This is a genomic window from candidate division WOR-3 bacterium (assembly GCA_039801245.1).
Lineage (GTDB): Bacteria > Hydrothermota > Tepidihabitantia > Tepidihabitantales > Tepidihabitantaceae > JAOABP01.
This window is the reverse complement of record JBDRUF010000035.1, coordinates 1-19311: the sequence shown is the minus strand read 5'-3', so window position 1 is coordinate 19311 and position 19311 is coordinate 1. Positions and strand designations below refer to the sequence as shown.

15 protein-coding genes and 1 tRNA gene are annotated in these 19311 nt (G+C 50.1%); 9 read left to right on the top strand and 7 right to left on the bottom strand.

All coding sequences use genetic code 11. The annotated features are described in order from the left end of the window. The 5 genes from ABIK47_05875 to ABIK47_05855 all read left to right on the top strand — a co-directional run. Positions 1–300, top strand: a 300-nt coding sequence (locus tag ABIK47_05875) for a nucleoside recognition protein (GenBank protein MEO0020150.1), incomplete at its 5' end; no start/stop codon positions are given. Positions 301–325: 25 nt separating this feature from the next. After that, positions 326–1801, top strand: a complete 1476-nt coding sequence (locus tag ABIK47_05870; protein ID MEO0020149.1) for a leucyl aminopeptidase — start codon at positions 326–328, stop codon at positions 1799–1801. A gap of 3 nt (positions 1802–1804) precedes the next feature. Beyond that, complete coding sequence (locus ABIK47_05865; GenBank protein ID MEO0020148.1) at positions 1805–2581, top strand: metal ABC transporter ATP-binding protein; 777 nt, start codon at positions 1805–1807, stop codon at positions 2579–2581. Then, the gene (locus tag ABIK47_05860) at positions 2553–3407 is read left to right on the top strand and encodes a metal ABC transporter permease (GenBank protein MEO0020147.1); all 855 of its coding nucleotides are present in this window, start codon (positions 2553–2555) and stop codon (positions 3405–3407) included. The genes ABIK47_05865 and ABIK47_05860 overlap by 29 nt, the downstream gene beginning before the upstream one ends. A gap of 5 nt (positions 3408–3412) precedes the next feature. After that, positions 3413–4306 (top strand): metal ABC transporter substrate-binding protein, encoded by an 894-nt coding sequence (locus tag ABIK47_05855; protein ID MEO0020146.1) that lies wholly within the window; start codon positions 3413–3415, stop codon positions 4304–4306. Here ABIK47_05855 and ABIK47_05850 read toward each other — a convergent pair whose 3' ends face one another. The 3 genes from ABIK47_05850 to ABIK47_05840 all read right to left on the bottom strand — a co-directional run bounded on the left by ABIK47_05850 (position 4307) and on the right by ABIK47_05840 (position 7940). Further along, entirely contained in the window at positions 4307–6034 is a 1728-nt protein-coding gene (locus ABIK47_05850) for a glycosyltransferase family 39 protein (protein ID MEO0020145.1), read from the bottom strand. It lies immediately after the preceding gene. Further along, on the bottom strand, positions 6031–7848 hold the full coding sequence (locus ABIK47_05845) for a PAS domain S-box protein (protein ID MEO0020144.1): 1818 nt from the start codon (positions 7846–7848) through the stop codon (positions 6031–6033). The genes ABIK47_05850 and ABIK47_05845 overlap by 4 nt, the downstream gene beginning before the upstream one ends. Positions 7849–7867: 19 nt before the next feature. Continuing rightward, positions 7868–7940, bottom strand: a tRNA-Thr gene (locus ABIK47_05840). Between the two features lie 323 nt (positions 7941–8263). On the opposite strand from ABIK47_05840, the gene ABIK47_05835 reads away from it, so the two are divergent. Genes ABIK47_05835 through ABIK47_05820 form a run of 4 tightly spaced genes read left to right on the top strand, consistent with a single transcriptional unit; the run spans position 8264 to position 12426 of the window. Next, positions 8264–9166, top strand: coding sequence for a hydroxyacid dehydrogenase (locus tag ABIK47_05835; GenBank protein MEO0020143.1), 903 nt, complete (start codon positions 8264–8266; stop codon positions 9164–9166). Then, positions 9166–10437, top strand: a complete 1272-nt coding sequence (locus tag ABIK47_05830; protein MEO0020142.1) for a DUF1015 domain-containing protein — start codon at positions 9166–9168, stop codon at positions 10435–10437. The genes ABIK47_05835 and ABIK47_05830 overlap by 1 nt, the downstream gene beginning before the upstream one ends. Positions 10438–10461: 24 nt before the next feature. Next, entirely contained in the window at positions 10462–11430 is a 969-nt protein-coding gene (locus ABIK47_05825; GenBank protein ID MEO0020141.1) for a GTPase, read from the top strand. A 33-nt stretch (positions 11431–11463) separates the two neighbouring features. Beyond that, positions 11464–12426, top strand: coding sequence for a PorV/PorQ family protein (locus ABIK47_05820; GenBank protein MEO0020140.1), 963 nt, complete (start codon positions 11464–11466; stop codon positions 12424–12426). On the opposite strand, the gene ABIK47_05815 is transcribed toward ABIK47_05820, so the two are convergent. From ABIK47_05815 to ABIK47_05800, 4 genes are all read right to left on the bottom strand, one after another. After that, entirely contained in the window at positions 12412–14673 is a 2262-nt protein-coding gene (locus tag ABIK47_05815; GenBank protein MEO0020139.1) for a ComEC/Rec2 family competence protein, read from the bottom strand. The two genes, ABIK47_05820 and ABIK47_05815, sit on opposite strands and share 15 nt — an antisense overlap. 252 nt (positions 14674–14925) lie before the next feature. Beyond that, positions 14926–17568 carry a hypothetical protein gene (locus ABIK47_05810; GenBank protein ID MEO0020138.1) on the bottom strand — a complete coding sequence of 881 codons (2643 nt, stop codon included), beginning with the start codon at positions 17566–17568 and terminating at the stop codon, positions 14926–14928. 210 nt (positions 17569–17778) lie between these two features. Beyond that, positions 17779–18198: a PPC domain-containing DNA-binding protein gene (locus ABIK47_05805; GenBank protein MEO0020137.1), complete on the bottom strand. Its 420-nt coding sequence runs from the start codon at positions 18196–18198 to the stop codon at positions 17779–17781. Then, a partial coding sequence (locus tag ABIK47_05800; GenBank protein MEO0020136.1) for a DNA topoisomerase occupies positions 18195–19311 on the bottom strand: 1117 nt, incomplete at its 5' end. The genes ABIK47_05805 and ABIK47_05800, both read right to left, overlap by 4 nt.

Here is a 19311-nt window from a genome sequence, read left to right as displayed (position 1 = left end):
TCAGATGAGGCGGGAATGCCCTGGCTTGCCGGCAATGTTTTCGGGATTGTTTTTGGTGCCGGGCTGATTGTTGAATCGGTCAAGGAGAGCAGGTTGACGCCAAAGCAGGTGACCTTAGTGGCAACATTTCTTGCCATCTGCCACGGGCTTTTTGAGGATACGGCAATCTTTCTGGTTTTGGGGGCGAACTTTTTCTGGATTGTTGTCCCCAGGGTTGTTTTGGCGGTGATTGTTACCTATGTTTTGAGCCGGGTTTTGAGGGATGAGCCGGCATTGACAAAGGCAAGTAAAAGGGGTTAAGATTAAATAAAAGAAAGGAGAAAGGATGAAGATTGAGTTGATTTCAAAGTCAAAGTGGAGCGGGAAGACCTATGCCGCATTGATGTTTGAGGGTGAGAATAAGCCCTTGGGAATGGATAAGGAAAAGGGGAGGAAACTAACACAAATAGCAACAGAGGAGCGGTTTCAGGGTGAGTTAAGGAGAACCGCACTTCTGCGCTCTCAAGAAGGCGAAGAGCGGATTATCCTTACCGGTTTGGGCAAACGGAAGGATTTTGAGCCGGATAGGGTAAGGATAGCAGTTGCCAAGGCGGTAAAAAGGGCGGAGGAGATTGGGGCAAAGTCGCTCGGAATTCTCCTGCCCGAGGATAAGGAGATAAGGGGTGATGCCCTTGGTTTTGTTGCTGGTATAGTTGAGGGTGGAGTTCTTGCCGCTTACCGGGATTTGCGGTTTCGGAAGTTAAGGCCGGATGAGCCCGAGCCGCTTGAGGAGATGGTGATCGTAAGTCAGAATCCGCCATCAGCAACAATGCGCAAGGCGGCAGAGGAGGCAAGGCTACGCAGCGAGGCGGTCTGTTATGTGCGGGATTTGGTCAATGAGCCTTCGCAAAACAAGGCGCCAATGAGGATGGCAGAACGGGCTGAGGAACTCGTGGTGCCAGGCAGGATAACCTTGAAGGTGATGGATAAGGCAGAACTGGAAAAACAGGGGATGGGTGGAATTTTGGGTGTTGGCAGAGGCTCGCACAATCCACCCTGTATGGTGCAACTGACCTATACACCAAAAGGCAGGTCAAAGGGGACTTTGGTCTTTGTCGGCAAGGGGATAACATTTGATTCAGGCGGGCTTTCATTAAAGACCGCGCAGCAGATGGAGAATATGAAGGACGATATGTCAGGAGCCGGGGTGGTTTTCGGGCTATTCAAATATTTAAGGGATGTGGATTTGCCCTATACAATCATCGGCCTTGCGCCTTTTGCCGAGAACCTGCCCGGAGGCGGTGCGCAGAAACCCGGTGATGTTATTCGCCATTTCAACGGCAAGACGGTGGAGGTGATGAACACCGATGCTGAGGGCAGGCTTTTGCTTGCTGATGCGCTTGCCTATGGGGCTACGCTTAAGCCGGATTTAATGGTAGACATTGCGACGCTGACCGGTGCCTGTGTAGTCGCACTGGGGAATGAGTGCTCAGGTGTTTTGGGAACCGACCAGAAAACGATTGAGCGGCTTATCAATCTCGGCAAGGAGCAGGGTGAACTTTTCTGGCAGCTGCCTTTGATTGAGCGCTACCGAAGTCATATGAAAAGCGAGGTTGCTGACCTGAAGAATATTGGTAAGCCGATGAATGCGGGCACAATTATCGGCGGGCTGTTTTTATCCGAGTTTGTGCCCAAGGAGATTAACTGGGTTCATATTGACATTGCCGGCACCGCCTTTACGAGCGAGCCAAGGGATTATTGTCCGGTTGGCGCGACCGGTGTGCCTTTGCGCACCCTGATTGCCTTTCTTGTCAGCCGGTGATTGATGAGCGCTATTGAGTTTAGAGATGTAACCGTTGCCTATCAACACACCGTCGCGCTTGAGGAGGTTTCATTCCGGCTGGAACAGGGGGAATTTTTTGGGGTCATCGGTCCAAATGGTTCGGGGAAAACTACGCTTCTGAAGACTGTTCTTGGTTTGATCAAACCGGTTAAAGGCAGAGTCACGGTTCTTGGTGCGGATGGTAACAGAATCGCCGCGGTCAGACGCAGGATCGGTTATGTGCCTCAGCGCAAACCGATTGACCCAAACTTTCCAGTGAGTGTTCTTGATGCGGTTTTGATGGGTCTATACCCATCCCTTGGGCTTCTCCGCTCACCCGGGAAAAGGGAAAGGGATAAGGCGATGGGACTCTTGCATGCGGTGGGACTTGAAGGGAATGCGTATCACATTGCCGGTCATCTTTCCGGGGGTCAGCAGCAGCGGCTTTTCCTTGCCCGGGCATTAATGCAAGAACCGGAGATTCTGCTCCTTGACGAGCCAACCGCAGGTGTTGATGTGGCAACAAGGGGGCAGATTGTGGAACTGGTGCGCACCCTGCATAAAGAGAGGGGTTTGACAACGGTTTATGTCACCCATGATCTCAATGAGATTATGCTGTGTGTGGACAAGGTGATGCTTTTGAACCGGAGAATTCAGGCTTTTGGCACCTGTGCCGAGGTTTTAAAACCAGAGGTTTTGAAACGACTTTACGGCATCCCGGTCTTGGTGGTGGAACAGGATAACCGGCGCTATGTGGTTGTGGGTGACCATCATGCCTGAGATTCTTTACTTTGGTTTTATCCGTAACGCCATTTTGGGTTCTTTTTTGGTGGCGACGGTCTGTTCGGTTATCGGCGTGTTTGTGGTTTTGCGGGGGCTGGCTTTTGCCGGTGCCGGTATTGCCCATGCCGCATTTGGCGGAGTGGCAATAGGCTTTCTATTAGGTGTTGACCCCTTGTTAAGCGCGGTGCTTTTCTGTCTCGGAACAGCAGGTTTAATAAGTCTAACTGGGACAAGGGCAAATCTGCGTCAGGATACCGCAATTGGCATATTCTTTTCTTGGACGATGGCGTTAGGCGTGATTTTCATCGGACTGATGCGTCGTTATGATGCGCGGGTTTATGGCTATCTTTTCGGTAATATTTTAGGTGTGACAAAGGGAAATATAATACTGATGCTGGCTCTGACCATAGCTGTGCTTATGGTGGTTTTCTTATTTTATAAGGAGTTCAAGTTCCTCGCTTTTGATGAGGAGATGGCGCAGGCGGTTGGTTTACCAAGAGGAGCTCTCAATGCCCTTCAACTTGCCTTGATTGCCCTGACGGTAGTTGTTTCCATCAAGGCGGTAGGGATAATTCTGGTTGAGGCGCTTTTAGTGATTCCGGCGGCAACCGCTTATCAACTCACCAATAGATATGGAATGATGTTTATCATTTCCTGGTTAGCAGCGGTTTTGGCAAGTATCACCGGGCTTTTGCTTTCCTATTTTCTTTCTATTGCCTCGGGCGCAGCAATAGTGATGGTGTCCGCAATTCTTTTTGCGCTGGCGGCGATATTTTCACCCAAGAGAAGAAAGTGCAGGGTCTGCGGCAGAGAGGGCGGGTGAGAATAATGAGGTTTTGGGTTTTACTCGGTGCGGTTATCGTCCCTTTGCTTTTTTCCACCTGTGCGTCAAAAGAGAACAAGGCTATTGGCGTGGTTGCGACCATCCCTGTTCTTGGCGACTGGGTTAAACAGGTTGGCGGAGACCGGGTTGAGGTTATAAGTTTGCTTAAGGGACAGGAGGAGCCGCACAGTTATGAGCCCAGTCCTAAGGATGCTGAAAAGATAAGTAAGGCAAGAATGGTTGTTCGTGTTGGTCTGGGTCTGGATGAGTGGTTTGATGGTTTGATCAAGGGTGCGCAGAATTCCACTCTCAGAATTGTCACGATTGGCGATGGGGTGGATTTAATTCAAGAGGAAAAAGCGGGCTCTAGTGTTCACCAGGGGGGTAACCCCCATATCTGGCTTGACCCGGAGGTGGCGAAGATAGGCGTCAAAAGAATCGCCCATGTGCTTACAGAAGCTGACCCTGCGGGTAAAGAGTTTTACCAAGCGAGGGCAGAGGCTTATCTCAGGCAGGTTGACAGTGTCCAGACGGTCTTGAGACAACTGGTTTCTGGTCTGAGGAACAGAAGGTTTGTGGCGATGCATAACACCTGGCCCTATTTCTGCCGGGCGTTTGGTTTTGAGATGATTGCGGCGATTGAACCGTTGCCAGGCCAGGAGCCTTCCCTGCAAACCCTTGCGACACTAACACAGTTGATGCGTGCTGAGTCGGTCCGTGTGATTGTTCTTGAGCCGCAGCATAATCCAGATATCGCTCAGGTGCTGGCAGGCGCTACTGGCGCCGAAATCGTGGTCTTGAGTCAATTCATTGGCATTTTACCCGATACTGAAACCTATCTAAAACTCCTTGACTACAATGTAAAAAAGCTGGTTAGAAAATTGTCTATTGACAGGTAACTAAGGTAAGGCGTAAATCCTTAAAATTTGACCCCGTATTTGAAACTGGCGGAGGAGGGTCATATTTTCCACTATTTGCGGGTCAAGGGTTTTGAGGAGGAGCTGGTCTGCTTCATTCTCGCCGATTATCAAATGGGTGATACCAAAACGGTTAATCGGGTCATTGATATTTGCCCAGTCGGTGATACAGAGCGCCCTTTTTCGGGATTCAATCATTAATGGCGGAGCCCAAGAACCGCCAACGACCGCATTTTCTGGTAGTAAACGGTCAAGTTCGCGGGAATAGTTGATCAGATTATAAGTGCGATTTGAGAACCAATTGTAGAATTGTCCTAAATCAAGACGAACAGTAAGTATCAGGAAAATTATTACTATAACAGTTCTTATCCAAGGTGATTTGAGAATAATCCCGTCTTTTTTTAATCTCAGCAGGCCGTAGCCGGCAAAAGCAAAACCAAAGGCAATAACAAATCCAAGGGTAAGGATGCCGGTTTCGGAACCTTGCCGGGGGTAGTTTTTGAAATTGGAGGCATACAGGAGCACCTGTAGAAAAAAAGGCCAGAGCCAGAATCCATAAAGTACAGCCTTCCACAATGCTGGGTTAACCGGCGGGATTATCATCCCGGTTCTTAGGTTTTTAGCAATACTTACCGCGGCAGCAATGATGAGGCTCGGTAAGAGTATGATTTCATATCTGGGGGGGCGGTAGTTCATATAGCCGAGCATAAAAAGTCCGAAGAGAAAAACGAGGAAGGAATAACGGAGGGCGAGGTTTTGTTTCTTTGCCAACCAAGGTAAAGCGAGGAAGCCAAGGATGGCGATCCAGACCATTCTTGGCAGGAGTTTTGAGCGCAACCCGAAGGTGAAGGTGTTGAAAAGGTAAGCAGGTAGGTTTTTAGGATGACCTGCAGGTGATTCGCTTGAGTGGCGCAGGACATATTGGAGATATTCGTTTTTGTAGGGTAGAAAGACGAGAAAAAACCAGATGCCAACGGCGATGGTCGCGCCGCCGAGAAAAAGAAGAATACGAGAGAGAAAATTCCTTTTATCCTTGTTTTGGAAAAAGTCAATGGCGAAGAGGATAAGCATTACTGGGGCGATGAAGACCGCGGAAAGTTTTACTAAAAGAACGGTGCCGAAAGCAAAAAAGCCGCACAGGATTAGATGGATTTTTTTCTTCTGTCCCTTAACCCCAAAAAGCCCTGTGAGTAAAAGGAAAAGGATTTGAACGGTTTCTACCAGCCCCAGCCGGCTGTACATCACCAAGGGATAGCAGGTTGCGAGCATAAGGGCGCTTAAAAGGGTGGCGGTCTTGCCAGTTTCCTCTTTAACAAGGAGGGCAATGATAAAAATGCCAAGTGCACCTGCGAGCAATGAAAGCAACTTTACTTGAACAAACCCGATACCGAAAAGTTTAAAAACTAAGGCAACGAGCATATTGACCAAAGGATAGATGACAAAGGGGAGAAACTCATCCATTTTCCAGGATCCGTAAAGAACAAAGTTGCGCGCAGAATAGGTGTTTAGGCTTTCGTCAGTATAAGGGGCAAAACTCCAACTTAGGTCTGGTGGTGGATCGGCACGCAAATCGGCGGCACGGAGACCAAAGCCCAAAATGACGATGACAATCAGTAAAAGCCAGAAGAACCGCTTGACAAATAATTCGGCGCGAATTTCAATTGGGTTTGGCTGTTTTTGTGGCTTTTGTTTTTTGCTCTTTTTTTTCATCCCTTACCCTGCCAGCGGATGAGCTCCTTTTCTGCCTCTTGAAGTAGCTCTCTCTGCTTATTCAAAATGGCTTCAACAGCTTGGCGGCGTCGGACAAGCTCCTCTTCGGCTTTTATCTGACGGGTGATGTCAAATCCAATGTTGATGATGCCGATTGTTTCACCAACGGCATTGCGCCAGGGTTGCTTGGTAAGGGAAATCCAGGTGCTGTTCTCGGCTTTCGGGTCCCCGAGGCACAATTTTAGGGTTACTGCTTTGCCGCTTTTCAGCACCTCCTGGTCGTGGGAGCTCAAGAGGGCATTAACAGTGGCAGGAAAAAGTTCGGCATCGGTTTTCCCGATGATAGTTTCGCCCCTGGGGCTGAGGATTTTTTCCGCAGCCTGGTTGGCGCTGATGTAGCGCAGGGTTGTGTCTTTGATGGCAATAAATATCAGTTCATTTTCCAGAAGTGCCTCCAGCCGGGACTGGGCATCCTGCCATGCCTGTTCCATCCGCTTGCGCGCGGTAATATTGCGCAGGAAAATCATCGCGCCGCTGTCAACAGGATATGTAGTTATGGAAAACCAGCCGGCGATGCGTTCCCTGCCGTCATTATAAAAGAGCTCAGCCTGCTGGACCTGGCATTCTAAGAGCGTTTTGCGCACGGGTAGAGCCATACCGCTTCGCTCCATTTCCGGATAGACCTCCCAGAGCCGTTTGCCTCTTGCCTCAGCCGCACTGATTCTTGTTTCCTTTTCCGCGCCTTTGCTCCAGGAGGTAATCACCCATTCCCCATTGATGGCGATGATACCCTCAACCGGGCTTTCAAGAATGGTGGCGATATCTTTTTCCTTTCTTGTCAGGAGCTCTTCAAGCTGTTTTTCCGGGGTGATGTTTAAGACAAGTATCTCAAATGTGCGCCGGCTGGCAAAATTGCAGGTCTTGCCCCGCATCTCGAGCCATACGATTTCATCCCCGGGTTTCTTTACCACCCGGAACCGGTGATGGGGCGGATATTCGCCGGTCTGTTTTGCTTCGGCTTCAACCGCCTTCACCCGGGGTAGGTCATCAGGATGGACATTGGCAAATAAGACCGAGTTATCGGTCAGAACCGCCTCACGGGATACGCCAAAAAGCTCCTCTACCGATGGGCTGATATTAAGGATGCGTCCATCCTCGGAAATACGGATGATACAGGCATCAGTAACCGATTCAACAAGCGCACGGTAGCGCTCCTCGCTTTCCCGCCATTCCTTCTCAATCTTGCGTCGGGCAAACTCAATATCACGGGCATCGGCAGGTATAGTGGAAAGGTGCTCATCAAAGCCGGAGGCGATGGGCGACTTTTTCAGCTCCTCCAGAGATTGCTCGGTTTTTTTCAGTTCGGTCAAATCCTCGTAAACGAAGGTCAGCATCTTCACCTGACCTTCGGCATCAAAAAGCGGATAGGCGGTAACGCGTATACAGACCTTGCCCTTGGCGGTGGGCAAAAGGCCGATTTCTGTCGGGTCAAACCAGTAGGGTGGTGTTTCGATGCGGGCACCGGCGAGGAGCCGTTTCAGTTGGGGTTCTAAGAGCCCGGTTCTTTTCAAGCCCCTTTCCTCAAAAAGGTTCAGACCTGGGGGCGGAATTTTTCCCAAGATTCGTTCTGCCGCCTTGTTCTGTTTAACGAGATTACCATTAGGGTCAAACAGTTCCATCGCTATCGGGCTGGCATCAATCAGACCATCAAAAACAACCTGGGCGCGCACCTCTGCCTTTTTTCTTTCCGTCTCTTCAAATGCCATCTGCTCGGCGAGCAGACGCCTCGGGTCAGAACCTTTTGGAAAAAGCATATCCTTATCTATTTTCGTAAGCCGGCGACCCGGCTCGAACGGGTGACCTGCGGTTTACGAAACCGCTGCTCTGCCTGCTGAGCTACGCCGGCACCTTCCAAAATTTTACCAACCCATAACGACTGGTCAACTCAACGATTCCAAATTCAGCCCCTTCTAAAGGATACATATCATCCCTAACTTTGGCGATACCGACCGATTCAACAGACTGGGGATGCACAATTAGCGCAATTCCATGCGCCTGTTATTGGGTGGTGACGGCAAAACACCGGTATCGACCTTTTGGGGAGTCTGCTTGATAATATTGAGCGGGTTTTAGAGGGAGGGGCAACATCAGTTATAGGGCATTGACAGAGATTGACTGAAACTTTTAATCTGGTATCATTAGGCAGGCTTTAATCAAAAAGGAGTTAAAATGAAGGTAATTATCACTGACCCGATTGCACCGGAAGGTGTCAAAATTCTGCGTGAGGCCGGTTTTACGGTTGATGAGAAACCGGGCATTGCACCAGATGAGCTTTTAAAGGTAATTCCTGAGTATGATGCTATTATTGTGAGAAGCGCAACGAAGGTGACCGCTGAGGTTATTGAAGCGGGGAAGAACCTGAAGGTGATTGGTAGGGCGGGTGTCGGTCTGGACAATGTTGACAAAAAGGCGGCGGATGCCAAAGGGATAAAGGTTGTCAACACACCTGAGGCGACATCAATTTCGGTGGCAGAACTGGCTTTAGGGATGATGTTTGCCTGTGCCCGTTCAATTCCGCAGGCAACCGCATCGCTGCGTGCCGGCAAGTGGGAGAAAAAGGCTTTTAAAGGGATGGAACTCTTTGGCAAGACCTTGGGGATAATCGGCGCGGGCAGAATCGGCACCGAACTGGCAAAAAGGGCTTTAGGATTAGGGATGAAGGTTTTGGTCTTTCGGCGATCTAATAGTAAGCCAGAATATGGTGAGTTGTGCTCTTTTGATGAACTACTGGCAAAGTCAGACATAATCTCGCTCCATATTCCCAAGACACCTGAGACCTATCACCTTTTAAACCGCGAGGCTTTTGCCAAGATGAAGAAGGGTGTAATCATCATCAACTGTGCGCGCGGAGGTGTAGTTGATGAGGCGGCGCTCTTTGAGGCTTTGCAGTCCGGTCAGGTGGCAGCAGCGGCATTAGATGTTTTTGAGGAGGAGCCGCTCAAGGACTTCCGACTGTTTTCTTTGCCCCAGGTGATTGGCTCACCTCATATCGGTGCGCAGACCAAGGAAGGTCAGGCGCGCGCCGGCATCGGTATTGCCGAGAAGGTGCGTGATGCCTTAAAGGGGGGCTGATGGCTGATGTCAGACCATTTCGGGCGATTCACTATAATCCGGCAAAGGTGAGGGATTTGAGCGCGGTTATCACCCAGCCTTATGACAAAATCACACCGAAGATGCAGGAGGAGTATTATACCAAACACCAATACAACTTTGTCCGGCTGATTCTTCCCAGGGACGAAAATCCTTATGAAAGTTCTGTGCGCGCCTGTTCCCAATGGTTGCAGAAGGGGGTCTTGATTGAAGATGAAAAACCTGCATTTTATGTCCTTGAGGAGGAGTTTAGACTGGATAACCGGACATTGAGGCGAAAGGGCTTTATTGGCGCAATCCGGGTTGAGGAGTTTGAAAAGGGCACGGTCCTGCCCCATGAGTTCACCCATTCCGGACCAAAGGTTGACAGGTTGAACCTCCTGAGAACAACAAGAAAGGATTACGAGCAGATATTTCTCCTTTATCCCGATGAGAAGGGTGAGATTGACCGGCTCCTTGAGACCGATGATAAGCCGCTGATGCAGGCGATTGATGAGTTCGGGGTTGTTCACAGGCTCTGGCAGCTGGATGAACCGGCAAGGTTACACGCGCTGAGTGCGGCGATGAAGGAACGGGTGCTATTGATTGCTGATGGTCATCACCGTTATGAGACCGCGCTTAATTTCAGGCAGGAGATGGAGAAAAGGGGTGTTGTGCCTGAGAACGCCGCTTTAAGGTTCAAGACCGCTGCCTTTTTCAAGATTACCGACCCCGGTCTGGTGATTCTGCCTACTCACCGGCTGCTTAAGGGGATATCCCTGAGCCAGGATGATGCGCTTAAAAGTCTGGAGCGGTTCTTTACTGTTAAGCCGGTTAGAGATGAAATGGCAAAGTCAGAACTGCAAAAGAATCAAGATAAACATGCCTTTGTGGTCTATTTTGGCAAAGGGAAAAGTTACCTGCTCATCCTGAAGCAAACGGGTTTGGAATTGGATAGTTTGAAAGGGAAGAGCCCGGAGTATCGGGAACTGGATGTGGCGCTTCTGCATTCCTTGGTGATTGACAGGGTTTTCGGTATCAAACCAGCAGAGGTTGAGGGCAGAATTGCCTATGAGCGTTACTGGGAGGACACAGCGAGCCGGGTTGATTCGCAAGAGTTTGATGTTGCGCTTTTCCTCAATCCGACCCGACCGGAACAGGTCCAGGCACTGGCAAAGAGAATGGAGCGTATGCCGCAGAAGTCAACCGACTTTTACCCGAAACTGATTTCCGGGCTGGTTTTTATGGATGTTGCCGAAGGGAAAACCCTGTAAATGGGATAGCGGCAGCGGATAAAGATGCCCGCTAATCTAACCCCGGAATACAAACAGGCGGAGGAGCGGTTCCGGCAGGCAAAGAGCCCAGAGGAGAAACTTCTTTGCCTTGAGGAGATGCTTGCCACCATTCCCAAGCACAAAGGAACCGAGAAGATGCAGGCTGACATCAAGAGCCGCATTGCCAAAATCAGGCGGGAACTTTCTGAAGGCAAAACAGGCGGCAAGCGTCAGGACTGGTATTCGGTGGAAAAGCAGGGCGCAGGTCAGGTGGTTGTGTTCGGCGCGCCCAACTGCGGCAAGTCTGCGTTAGTCAAGGAGTTGACCGGTCTGGCAACCGAGGTGGCAGCATATCCCTTTACCACCACAAGACCGCTTGCTGGGATGATGCAGTTTGAGGACATTCAGATTCAACTGATTGATACCCCACCGATGGTTTTGGACTCACCCGCCTGGCTCTTTCACATCCTGCGCACCGCTGATGTTATCTGTTGGCTCATTGACCTCGCCGATGACGGCCTTCTTGAGACCACCGAACAGATTCAGCAGCTTTTGAATCGGAACCGCATCGGTTTTACGCCGCAGGATGGGTTCACGGTCAAGCCCTTGATTCGGGTTGGGACAAAGGCAGATGACAACCAGGCATTGGAAAGGCTCTCGATTTTGCGCGAACTGATTGGCGATGTTGAGGTGATTTTGGTTTCGGTGGTTACCAAACAGGGGCTTGAGGAGTTTAAACGCAAGGTTTTTCAGAGCCTGAACATCATCCGGGTCTATACGAAAAAGCCAGGGCATCCGCCTGATATGAATGAGCCGGTGATATTAAAGACCAATGCCACGGTGATTGATGCGGCATATCATCTGCACAAGGACTTTGCCAGAAAACTTGCCTATGCCCGGCTCTGGAACTCTGCCGGTTATTCTGGACAGCGGGTTGAGCGGGCACACATCCTCCAGGACAAGGATATCATTGAGTTTCATATTCAGGAGTAAGGTGCTATCTGCATTGGGAAGGACCGATTCCGAATGAGGTCTGTTTTGGTGGTTTTTGTCCTGGTGATTGGTAGCGGTTTTGCCGGCTGGCTTGGTCCTTCGGCAACCGGCTTTACCTTTATGAAATTAGGGGTTGGGGCAAGACCGGTGGCAATGGGTCAGGCTTTTACCGCAGTTGCTGATGACGCCAACGCCCTTTTTTACAATCCCGGAGGAGTGGCGCTCAATTCCCGGTTTGATTTGAGTATCACCGCCTGCCAGATGCTGCGCGGGGTTTCATATTTTTCTGGCGGTCTGACCGTGCCAATTCTCAAAATCTTTGGCGCTGGTCTGGCAGGAGGGTTTTTGAGTGCGACCGATACCCGCCGGAACGAATTGGGTCAGGATTTGGGAACCTTCGGTCTGACTGACATCATTGCCGGTCCTGGTTTTGCGGTCAAGCCTTTTAAGGGTTTGGGCATTGGCGGTGCCGGCAAGTTTGTTTACAGCCGGATTGACTCATTCTCCTCCTGGGCTCTTTCCTTTGACGGTGGTGTGCTTTATCAGCCGATTAAATACCTGACCCTTGGTGCCAGCCTTTTGCACTTGGGAACACCAAGGCGTTTTATTGAGGACTGGGAGTATCCGCCGGTTAATCTGCGTGGTGGTGCCTCATTCAAACTGCCGATTCTGACCAATCATCTCCTTATCGCCAGCGATGTCTCGGTTTTTCCTGATTATGGTCCGACTGTTGGGGTCGGCGCTGAGGCAAAACTTGATTTGGGCACCATCGGGTCAAAAAAGGGGGAGGTTTTATATCTGCGCGGGGGTTATCAGTCAGGTGCTCATTTAGGCACCTGGGCAGGCTTTTCCTTTGGTCTTGGTTATGAGAGAGCAATCAGCCCTAATCTGATTTTGGCAATTGATGCGGTCTATCTATCCTATGGTCTTTTAGGTGATGCGGAAAGGGTTTCGTTGGGTCTGAAGTTTGCCCCTTTCGGTTCAGGGGCTAAATAACAGTTTCCCATTTTTAAATCTGAGGATGGTGCCGCCATCAAGCCGGGTGTTGATACATCTTATCCCGATTTCAGGCAGAACCTGCTCCAGCCTTGCCGGGGTTGGATACCGCCCGGAAACAATAGCATATTCCGGTCTGATTGTCTCGTATAAAGTTAACGGGTTGCCCTTTCTTGAGCCGTGATGGGGCGACTTAAGGATATTAATTTTTCTATCTTCTGCCGCACCCTTCAGGACATCAAATGATTCACAGTCACCGGTAAAGAGGATTTTAATACCCTGATATTCAACAAGGGTAACAATGGAGATGGGGTTGGTGGGGAGAAGGTTTTTTGAGTAAAGCCAGGAGGTGATTTCATCAGGCCAGACAAGGCTAATTTCATAGCCAAACCCAAGAACCCGCGCCCCTTTGCCCGCAACGGTTATCTCTGTGCCAGTCCGTTCCAACCGGTGCAAAAGTCTCTGATAAATGGTGTCGCCTTTTACCGTCGGAACAATTAAACGGTTGATTTTAACCCCTAAGGGCAGGTCAAGAAGTCCGCCAAAATGGTCGCGGTCAGGGTGGGTCAAGATAACCGCATCCAGCCTTTTTATCCCGCGGCTCAAAAGGAAATCGGGCAGGACATCGGTTCTGTCAATTCCAGCATCAATCAAAAGTTTTCTCCCCAGGGTGTCCTCAATAAGAAAGGCATCGCCCCTGCCCGGGTCAAGAAAGGTGATTTGCGCCTGCGGTTTGGAAAAGACACTTAACCAGACGACAATCACCAGACCAAGGGCAAGGCAGATTCTGAACGCCCTCCTTGCCCAGCCATTTTGCCAGTTGATAAGGAGAATTAGAAGTCCATAGATGTAAAAGACCGCGGGCAAGGAAAGTTTGCCCGGCTCAATCAGGAAAACCTTGAGCCGGCTGAGATGGTTAATCAGGAAGATGGTAATTGCGAGGACAAGCCTCAGGCTCTGGCTAAAGATGGCGGCAACAAAAGGGCTGATGAGATGAATCAGGGAAATAAAAAGGGCAAGGGGCAGGGAGACTGTCACCAAGGGAATGGTAAGAAGCGCAGATAAGAATGCAAACGGCTGGAACTGAAAGAAGTGGTGCAGAAGTAAAGGCGCGGTTCCGATTGTTGCCGCAAGCGAGACCCCTGCCGGCAAAATGAGGTAATTGCGCAAAAAACGATTTATCTGGAATTTATGAATTAGCGTCTGGACTTGCGGGACAATGGTGATGATTGCCACTGTAGCGGCAAATGAGAGCTGGGCACCAATGTTAAAAAGGGTCAGCGGGTTTGAAAGCAAAAGAATGATTCCGGCAACACAAAGACTACTCAGAGGTGTTGAGCGGCGCTGAAGCGGAAAACTTAAAAGCGCCGCAACGGTCATAAATGCGGCACGAACCGAAGCCGGATTCCAGCCGGCAACAAGCGCATATAAAATGGTGCCAGCGCTCATAATCCCAAACCGCCACCAGGACCTGATGCGTAAAACAGTGAGAACAATCCAGAGGGCAAAGACAACGATACTGATGTGAAGACCGGAAACCACAAAAAGATGCCAGAGACCTGAACTGGTAAAAGCCTCCCTCAACTCTACGGGCAGAAGAGACCTTTCACCTAAAAGCATCCCTAAAAGCAGTGCCGCCTCTTTTCCGCCAACCTGCTCTTTTATCACATTGTGCAGATACCGCCTCACCGGCATCACCAGTAGCCTTAAAATCGGGTTGCCGCTGTTTCTCTTGACAATCCTGATATCGCCTTGCCTTGCACTTGCCGAACCGACAAAGCCCTGCCTTTTGAGATGTTCGTTAAAATCAATCAGTCCGGGGTTGCGCGGAAATGAGAAGGGCTTGACCATTTTTTTCACCCTGACCAAATCGCCATACCTTAATCCTGAGAATGAGTCCTTAAGATAGACCGTCACCTTGCCGTTTAATGGCGACGAGAGTGCAACTGTCAGCCGGTTCCTGCCTAAAGGCTCCTCAATCACCACACCCTGAAAAGATGAGATTTTATATGTCTGCGGATGGATGAAAACAGGCTCGCGGCTGCGGGCATAGAGAAACGAGGCTGCGGCAAGCGCAAGATAAAGGGAAAAACCTCTTGTCCAGAACAGAAGGGCAATTCCGAAGATAAGGGCGATAATTCCTGTCCACCAGGGGATGAAATTTAAACCTGCGAGGACAATGCCAAAGGCGATGGCGATGAGCGCGCGCAGGGAGGAAAGTCTCATACCGGGATTGGGAAAACGCACAGATAAGCGTAAGGCTCTTTTAATCCCTGTCAAAAGGGGATTTGCATATTTGACCCAAACCAAGCCCCATTTTTGATTAAAAGGCGAACTGAAAAATAAAACAGGGGGTAATCCCCGGGGCGGGGTCTGAAAAAATGATAAATTCGGCTAAGTTACTTATCTCTGAAACTTAAACAAAATTTCCCCGAACCTCCTTTGTATACCTATAAGTATACAAAACTGACAGGAATTAAAACAGTCCCAAGACCCTTTTTACCTTGCAATCGCAACCTTTCTCTCTATTGCTGAGCCATCCCGGATAAAATAGACCCCGGGTGAAAGATGCCGCACATCATTCTCTCCGGGCTTAAGTTCAAGCACCTTGCGACCGGTAACATCAACCAGAAAGACCTGAGCCCGGTCTTCGGTCTTGGTCCATCTCAAAACATTGCGGACAACCGTTGCTGGTAGGTGCGAACCTTTAACCTCTGGCTGGGGATATTCCTCTATTCCTGGTGTCGGATTCATTTTGCCCCATATGCGTTGAGTATTATAGTTCTTACCCCCAACCTTTCCTGCCCAGCTTTGATACACAAGAAACATTCCGCTTTCCTGTCCGCATGCGAGCGCTGGAACCGACTGATCCCATTCCTGTCTGACGACCAGACCCGAGTCAAACACAACCCCACCGGGCGTCACCCGCGCACCATAGATATTGTAAAAAGAACCGCTGCGGTTGTCCTCCCATACCACGAGATAGTTTGTGCCATCAAAAATTACTGAAGGAGACTTTTGGGAATAAGCGGCGGTTGAGATGCGGATGCCGTTTGGGTCAAGGACAACCCCATCCTGGCTCACCCGCGCACCGTAGATATCACAATAATAACCGTTCCGGCGTAAGTCCTGCCACACCACGAGATAGTTTGTGCCGTCAAATGCTACTGAAGGGTACCGCTGGGATTCATAAGCGGTTGAGACAGGAATTCCCGCTGTGTCAACGACCATGCCCTCCTGGCTCACCCGCGCAGCGTAGATGTCGAAAGAAGAACCGCTGCGGTTGTCCTCCCATACCACGAGATAGTTTGTGCCATCAAAGGCTACTGAAGGACAGTATTGGCGACCGGGGGCGGTAGAGATGGGAATGCCGTTCAGGTCAAGAACATTTCCATCGCGGCTCACCCGTGCACCATAGATATCATAAGAAAAACCACTGCGGTTGTCCTGCCAAACCACGAGATAGTTTGTACCGTCAAACCCAACTGAAGGATAAAGTTGGAAATTAAGAGCCGAAGAAATTACAATGCCCATCGAGTCAAGGACCTCCCCATTCTTCGCTACCCGCGCAGCGTAGATGTCGAAAGAAGAACCGCTGCAGTTGTCCTGCCAGACTACAAGATAATTGGTGTTGTCAAAGGCTACTGAAGGAGACTCTTGGGAATAAGCGGCGGTTGAGATGCGGATGCCGTTTGGGTCAAGGACAACCCCATCCTGGCTCACCCGCGCACCGTAGATGTCGAAAGAAGAACCGCTGCGCTTGTCCTGCCAGACCACGAGATAGTTTGTGCCGTCAAAGCTGACTGAAGGAGCCCCTTGGTAATTGCCGATTACTGATATTGGAATGCCAGCGGAGTCAAGCACAGTTCCACCTTGGTTCACCCGCGTGCCATAGATGTCAGAAGTGTCGCGCTTATTCCGATAGTCCTCCCAAACTACGAGATAGTTTGTACCGTCAAATGCTACTGAAGGATAGTATTGGTGACCGGGGGCGGTTGAAATAGGGATGCCACTTGTGTCAAGGACATTTCCATCCTGGCTCACCCGCGCGCCGTAGATATCATAAGTAGGCGTGCGGTGGTCATACCATACTACGAGATAGTTTGTGCCGTCAAATGCTACTGAAGGATAGTATTGGTGACCGGGGGCGGTTGAAATAGGGATGCCACTTGTGTCAAGGACCACTCCGTCCCGGGTCACCCGAGCACCATAGATGTCAAGACTGTCAGGATTGCTGCGCTTGTCCTCCCATGCCACGAGATAGTTTGTGCCATCAAAGGCTACTGAAGGACAGTATTGGCGACCGGGGGCGGTAGAGATGGGAATGCCGTTCAGGTCAAGAACATTCCCATAGCGGCTCACCCGCGCGCCATAGATGTCAGAAGAAGAACCGCTGCGGTGGTCCTGCCAGACTACAAGATAATTTATGCCATCAAAATCTACATAAGGCAATACTTGGTGACCAGAAGCGTTTGAGATGGCAATGCCATCGGGGTCAAGAACCTCCCCATCCTTTGTCACCAGTGTACCATAGATGTGATAAGAACCGCTGCGGTTGTCCTCCCAGACTACAAGATAGTTTATGTCGTCAAAACCAACTGAAGGAAGCCTCTGGTCATAATTACCGTTTGAAATAGGGATGCCACTTGTGTCAAGGACCACTCCGTCCCGTGTTACCCGAGCACCATAGATGTCATAATAATAACCGTTGCGGGTGTCTTCCCAGACTACGAGATAGTTCGTGCCATCAAAACTAACCGAAGGATTTCCTTGCGAACCAGGAGCGGTAGAGATGGGAATGCCTTTGGGGTCGAGAACCATCCCACTCCGGCTCACCCGCGCGCCATAGATGTCAGAAGAAGGACCGTTGCGACGGTCCCCCCATACAACCAAAAAATTTGTCCCATCAAAACCAACTGAAGGATGCATTTGAGAATTAGGTTCTGGAAAACAAACAATATTCGTATCAATGAGGAATCCACCCTCAAAATGGGATGATTGGAAACCCTGATTTTCACCAGTCACCATTTCCACCGCCTCATCCGGATTGAAGGGTAGGTTTCTATATCCGAATTTCTGAACCCGGTCAGGCATTGCGCCCGCTATTAGAGGTAATAGTAGGAGTCCGATAATAATAACCATTCCACCTTCTTTTGTTTATTCAATTATCCCACCTGTTATTCTCCCTGTCAAGGAAACCCCAGGGTCAAATTCGCTGGCGCCAATTTGTTTATTTCATCAGTTGTCAATGGCGGCTTTTATTTCTTCAATCAAAGCCGCAGGTCTGCTGGAGCATGCTAAAAGCCCGAAAGGAAGGTATCGAGTGTGATGACTTTGTTGGTGCGGCTTGAATTACAACTGAAGGAGTTTCAGCCCGGAATCTGGTTCAAGCCGACGGATAAGCCTTACCGTTCCGGGGAGAATCGCAATCTCGCAGGTGGCGGCAACCCTGCCAGCAAAGAGATGACCGGAATAGGTTGTGAGCCGCTCGTTGCTGATAACAAGATGGATGTGGAGAATTGGCGTTTTGTCATCCCAGGCGATGTTGCCCACCAGGCTGCAGATCTCGTATTCACCCTTGAACAGGCGCCGGTGATATTTTTTCTTTTTCAGGTTGTAGCAGCCAAGTTCCAAATCTGTGCCCGCGCCCAGACCTGTCAGGGTCCCTGATTTCAATCGCCTTGACTGCACAAACTGGGTCAGGGTCTGGATAATCTCTTCACCCCGTTCCAGCCGCAACTGGTAATAAGGACCGTTTTTCTTCCATCTCATTTCTTTTCCTCCTTGCCCCCTTTTCTTTTCTTGATATAGCGGCACTCGGGATAACCAGAGCAGGCGATGAACTTGCCAAACCTGCCCTGTCGTTCAACCAGAGGTTTGCCGCATTGCGGGCACTTTTCTGCAACTTCCTTTGCCTGCGGCTTCGGCTCCTTTTTGATATAATCACATTCTGGGTAACCAGAGCAGGCGATGAATTTGCCAAACCGGCCCTGTCGTTCAACCAGCGGTTTACCGCATTTCGGGCAGTTTTCCGCAAGTTCTTTGGCTTCCTGTCTCTTGACATAATCGCACTGGGGATAATTTGAGCAGGCGATGAACTTACCAAATCTACCCCATCTTTCTAATAGCGGTTTACCGCATTTCGGGCACCTTTCCGCAAGTTCCTGGACCAAATCCTGCTTGATTTCCGCACTGGTCGCCAGCGCCTTTTCCAGGTCCTCCTTGAAAGGCTGATAAAACCTTGCCACCACATCCCGCCAGTTCTCCTCGCCCTCCTCAATCAAATCCAGCTCCTTTTCCATCTCCCGGGTAAAGCCAATCTCAAAGATGTTGGCAAACCTGGGAATGAGGATGTCATTAACAATTTTGCCCAGTTCGGTCGGCACCAATCTGCCCTGATTCCTTTCCACATATTTGCGCTCAAGCAGGGTGGGGACGATGGTCGCATAGGTTGAAGGTCTGCCGATACCGTTGACCTCAAGCCTTTTAATCAATGTCGCCTCAGTATAGCGTGGTGGTGGCTGGGTAAACTTCTGCTCAGGTAGAAAATCCTTCATCCTGACCGGTTCGCCTTCCTTTAAGTCGGGCAGGAATTTTTCCTTTTCTGCCTCGCCATAAACCTGTTCAAAACCGGCAAAGACCCTTTTCACCGCATCGGCGCGGAATGTGTAATCACCGCCTTCAATCAACACCTCGGTCTGTTGATAGACCGCATCCGCCATCTGGCTGGCGATGAACCGGCGGTAAATCAGACTGTAAAGTTTGAACTGGTCTGGTGTCAGGAACGGTTTGACAGTCTCCGGTGTCAGGTCAATCCTTGTTGGTCTTATCGCCTCATGCGCACCCTGGGTTCCTTTCCGGTCCGGATAATGCCTCGGTTTTTCC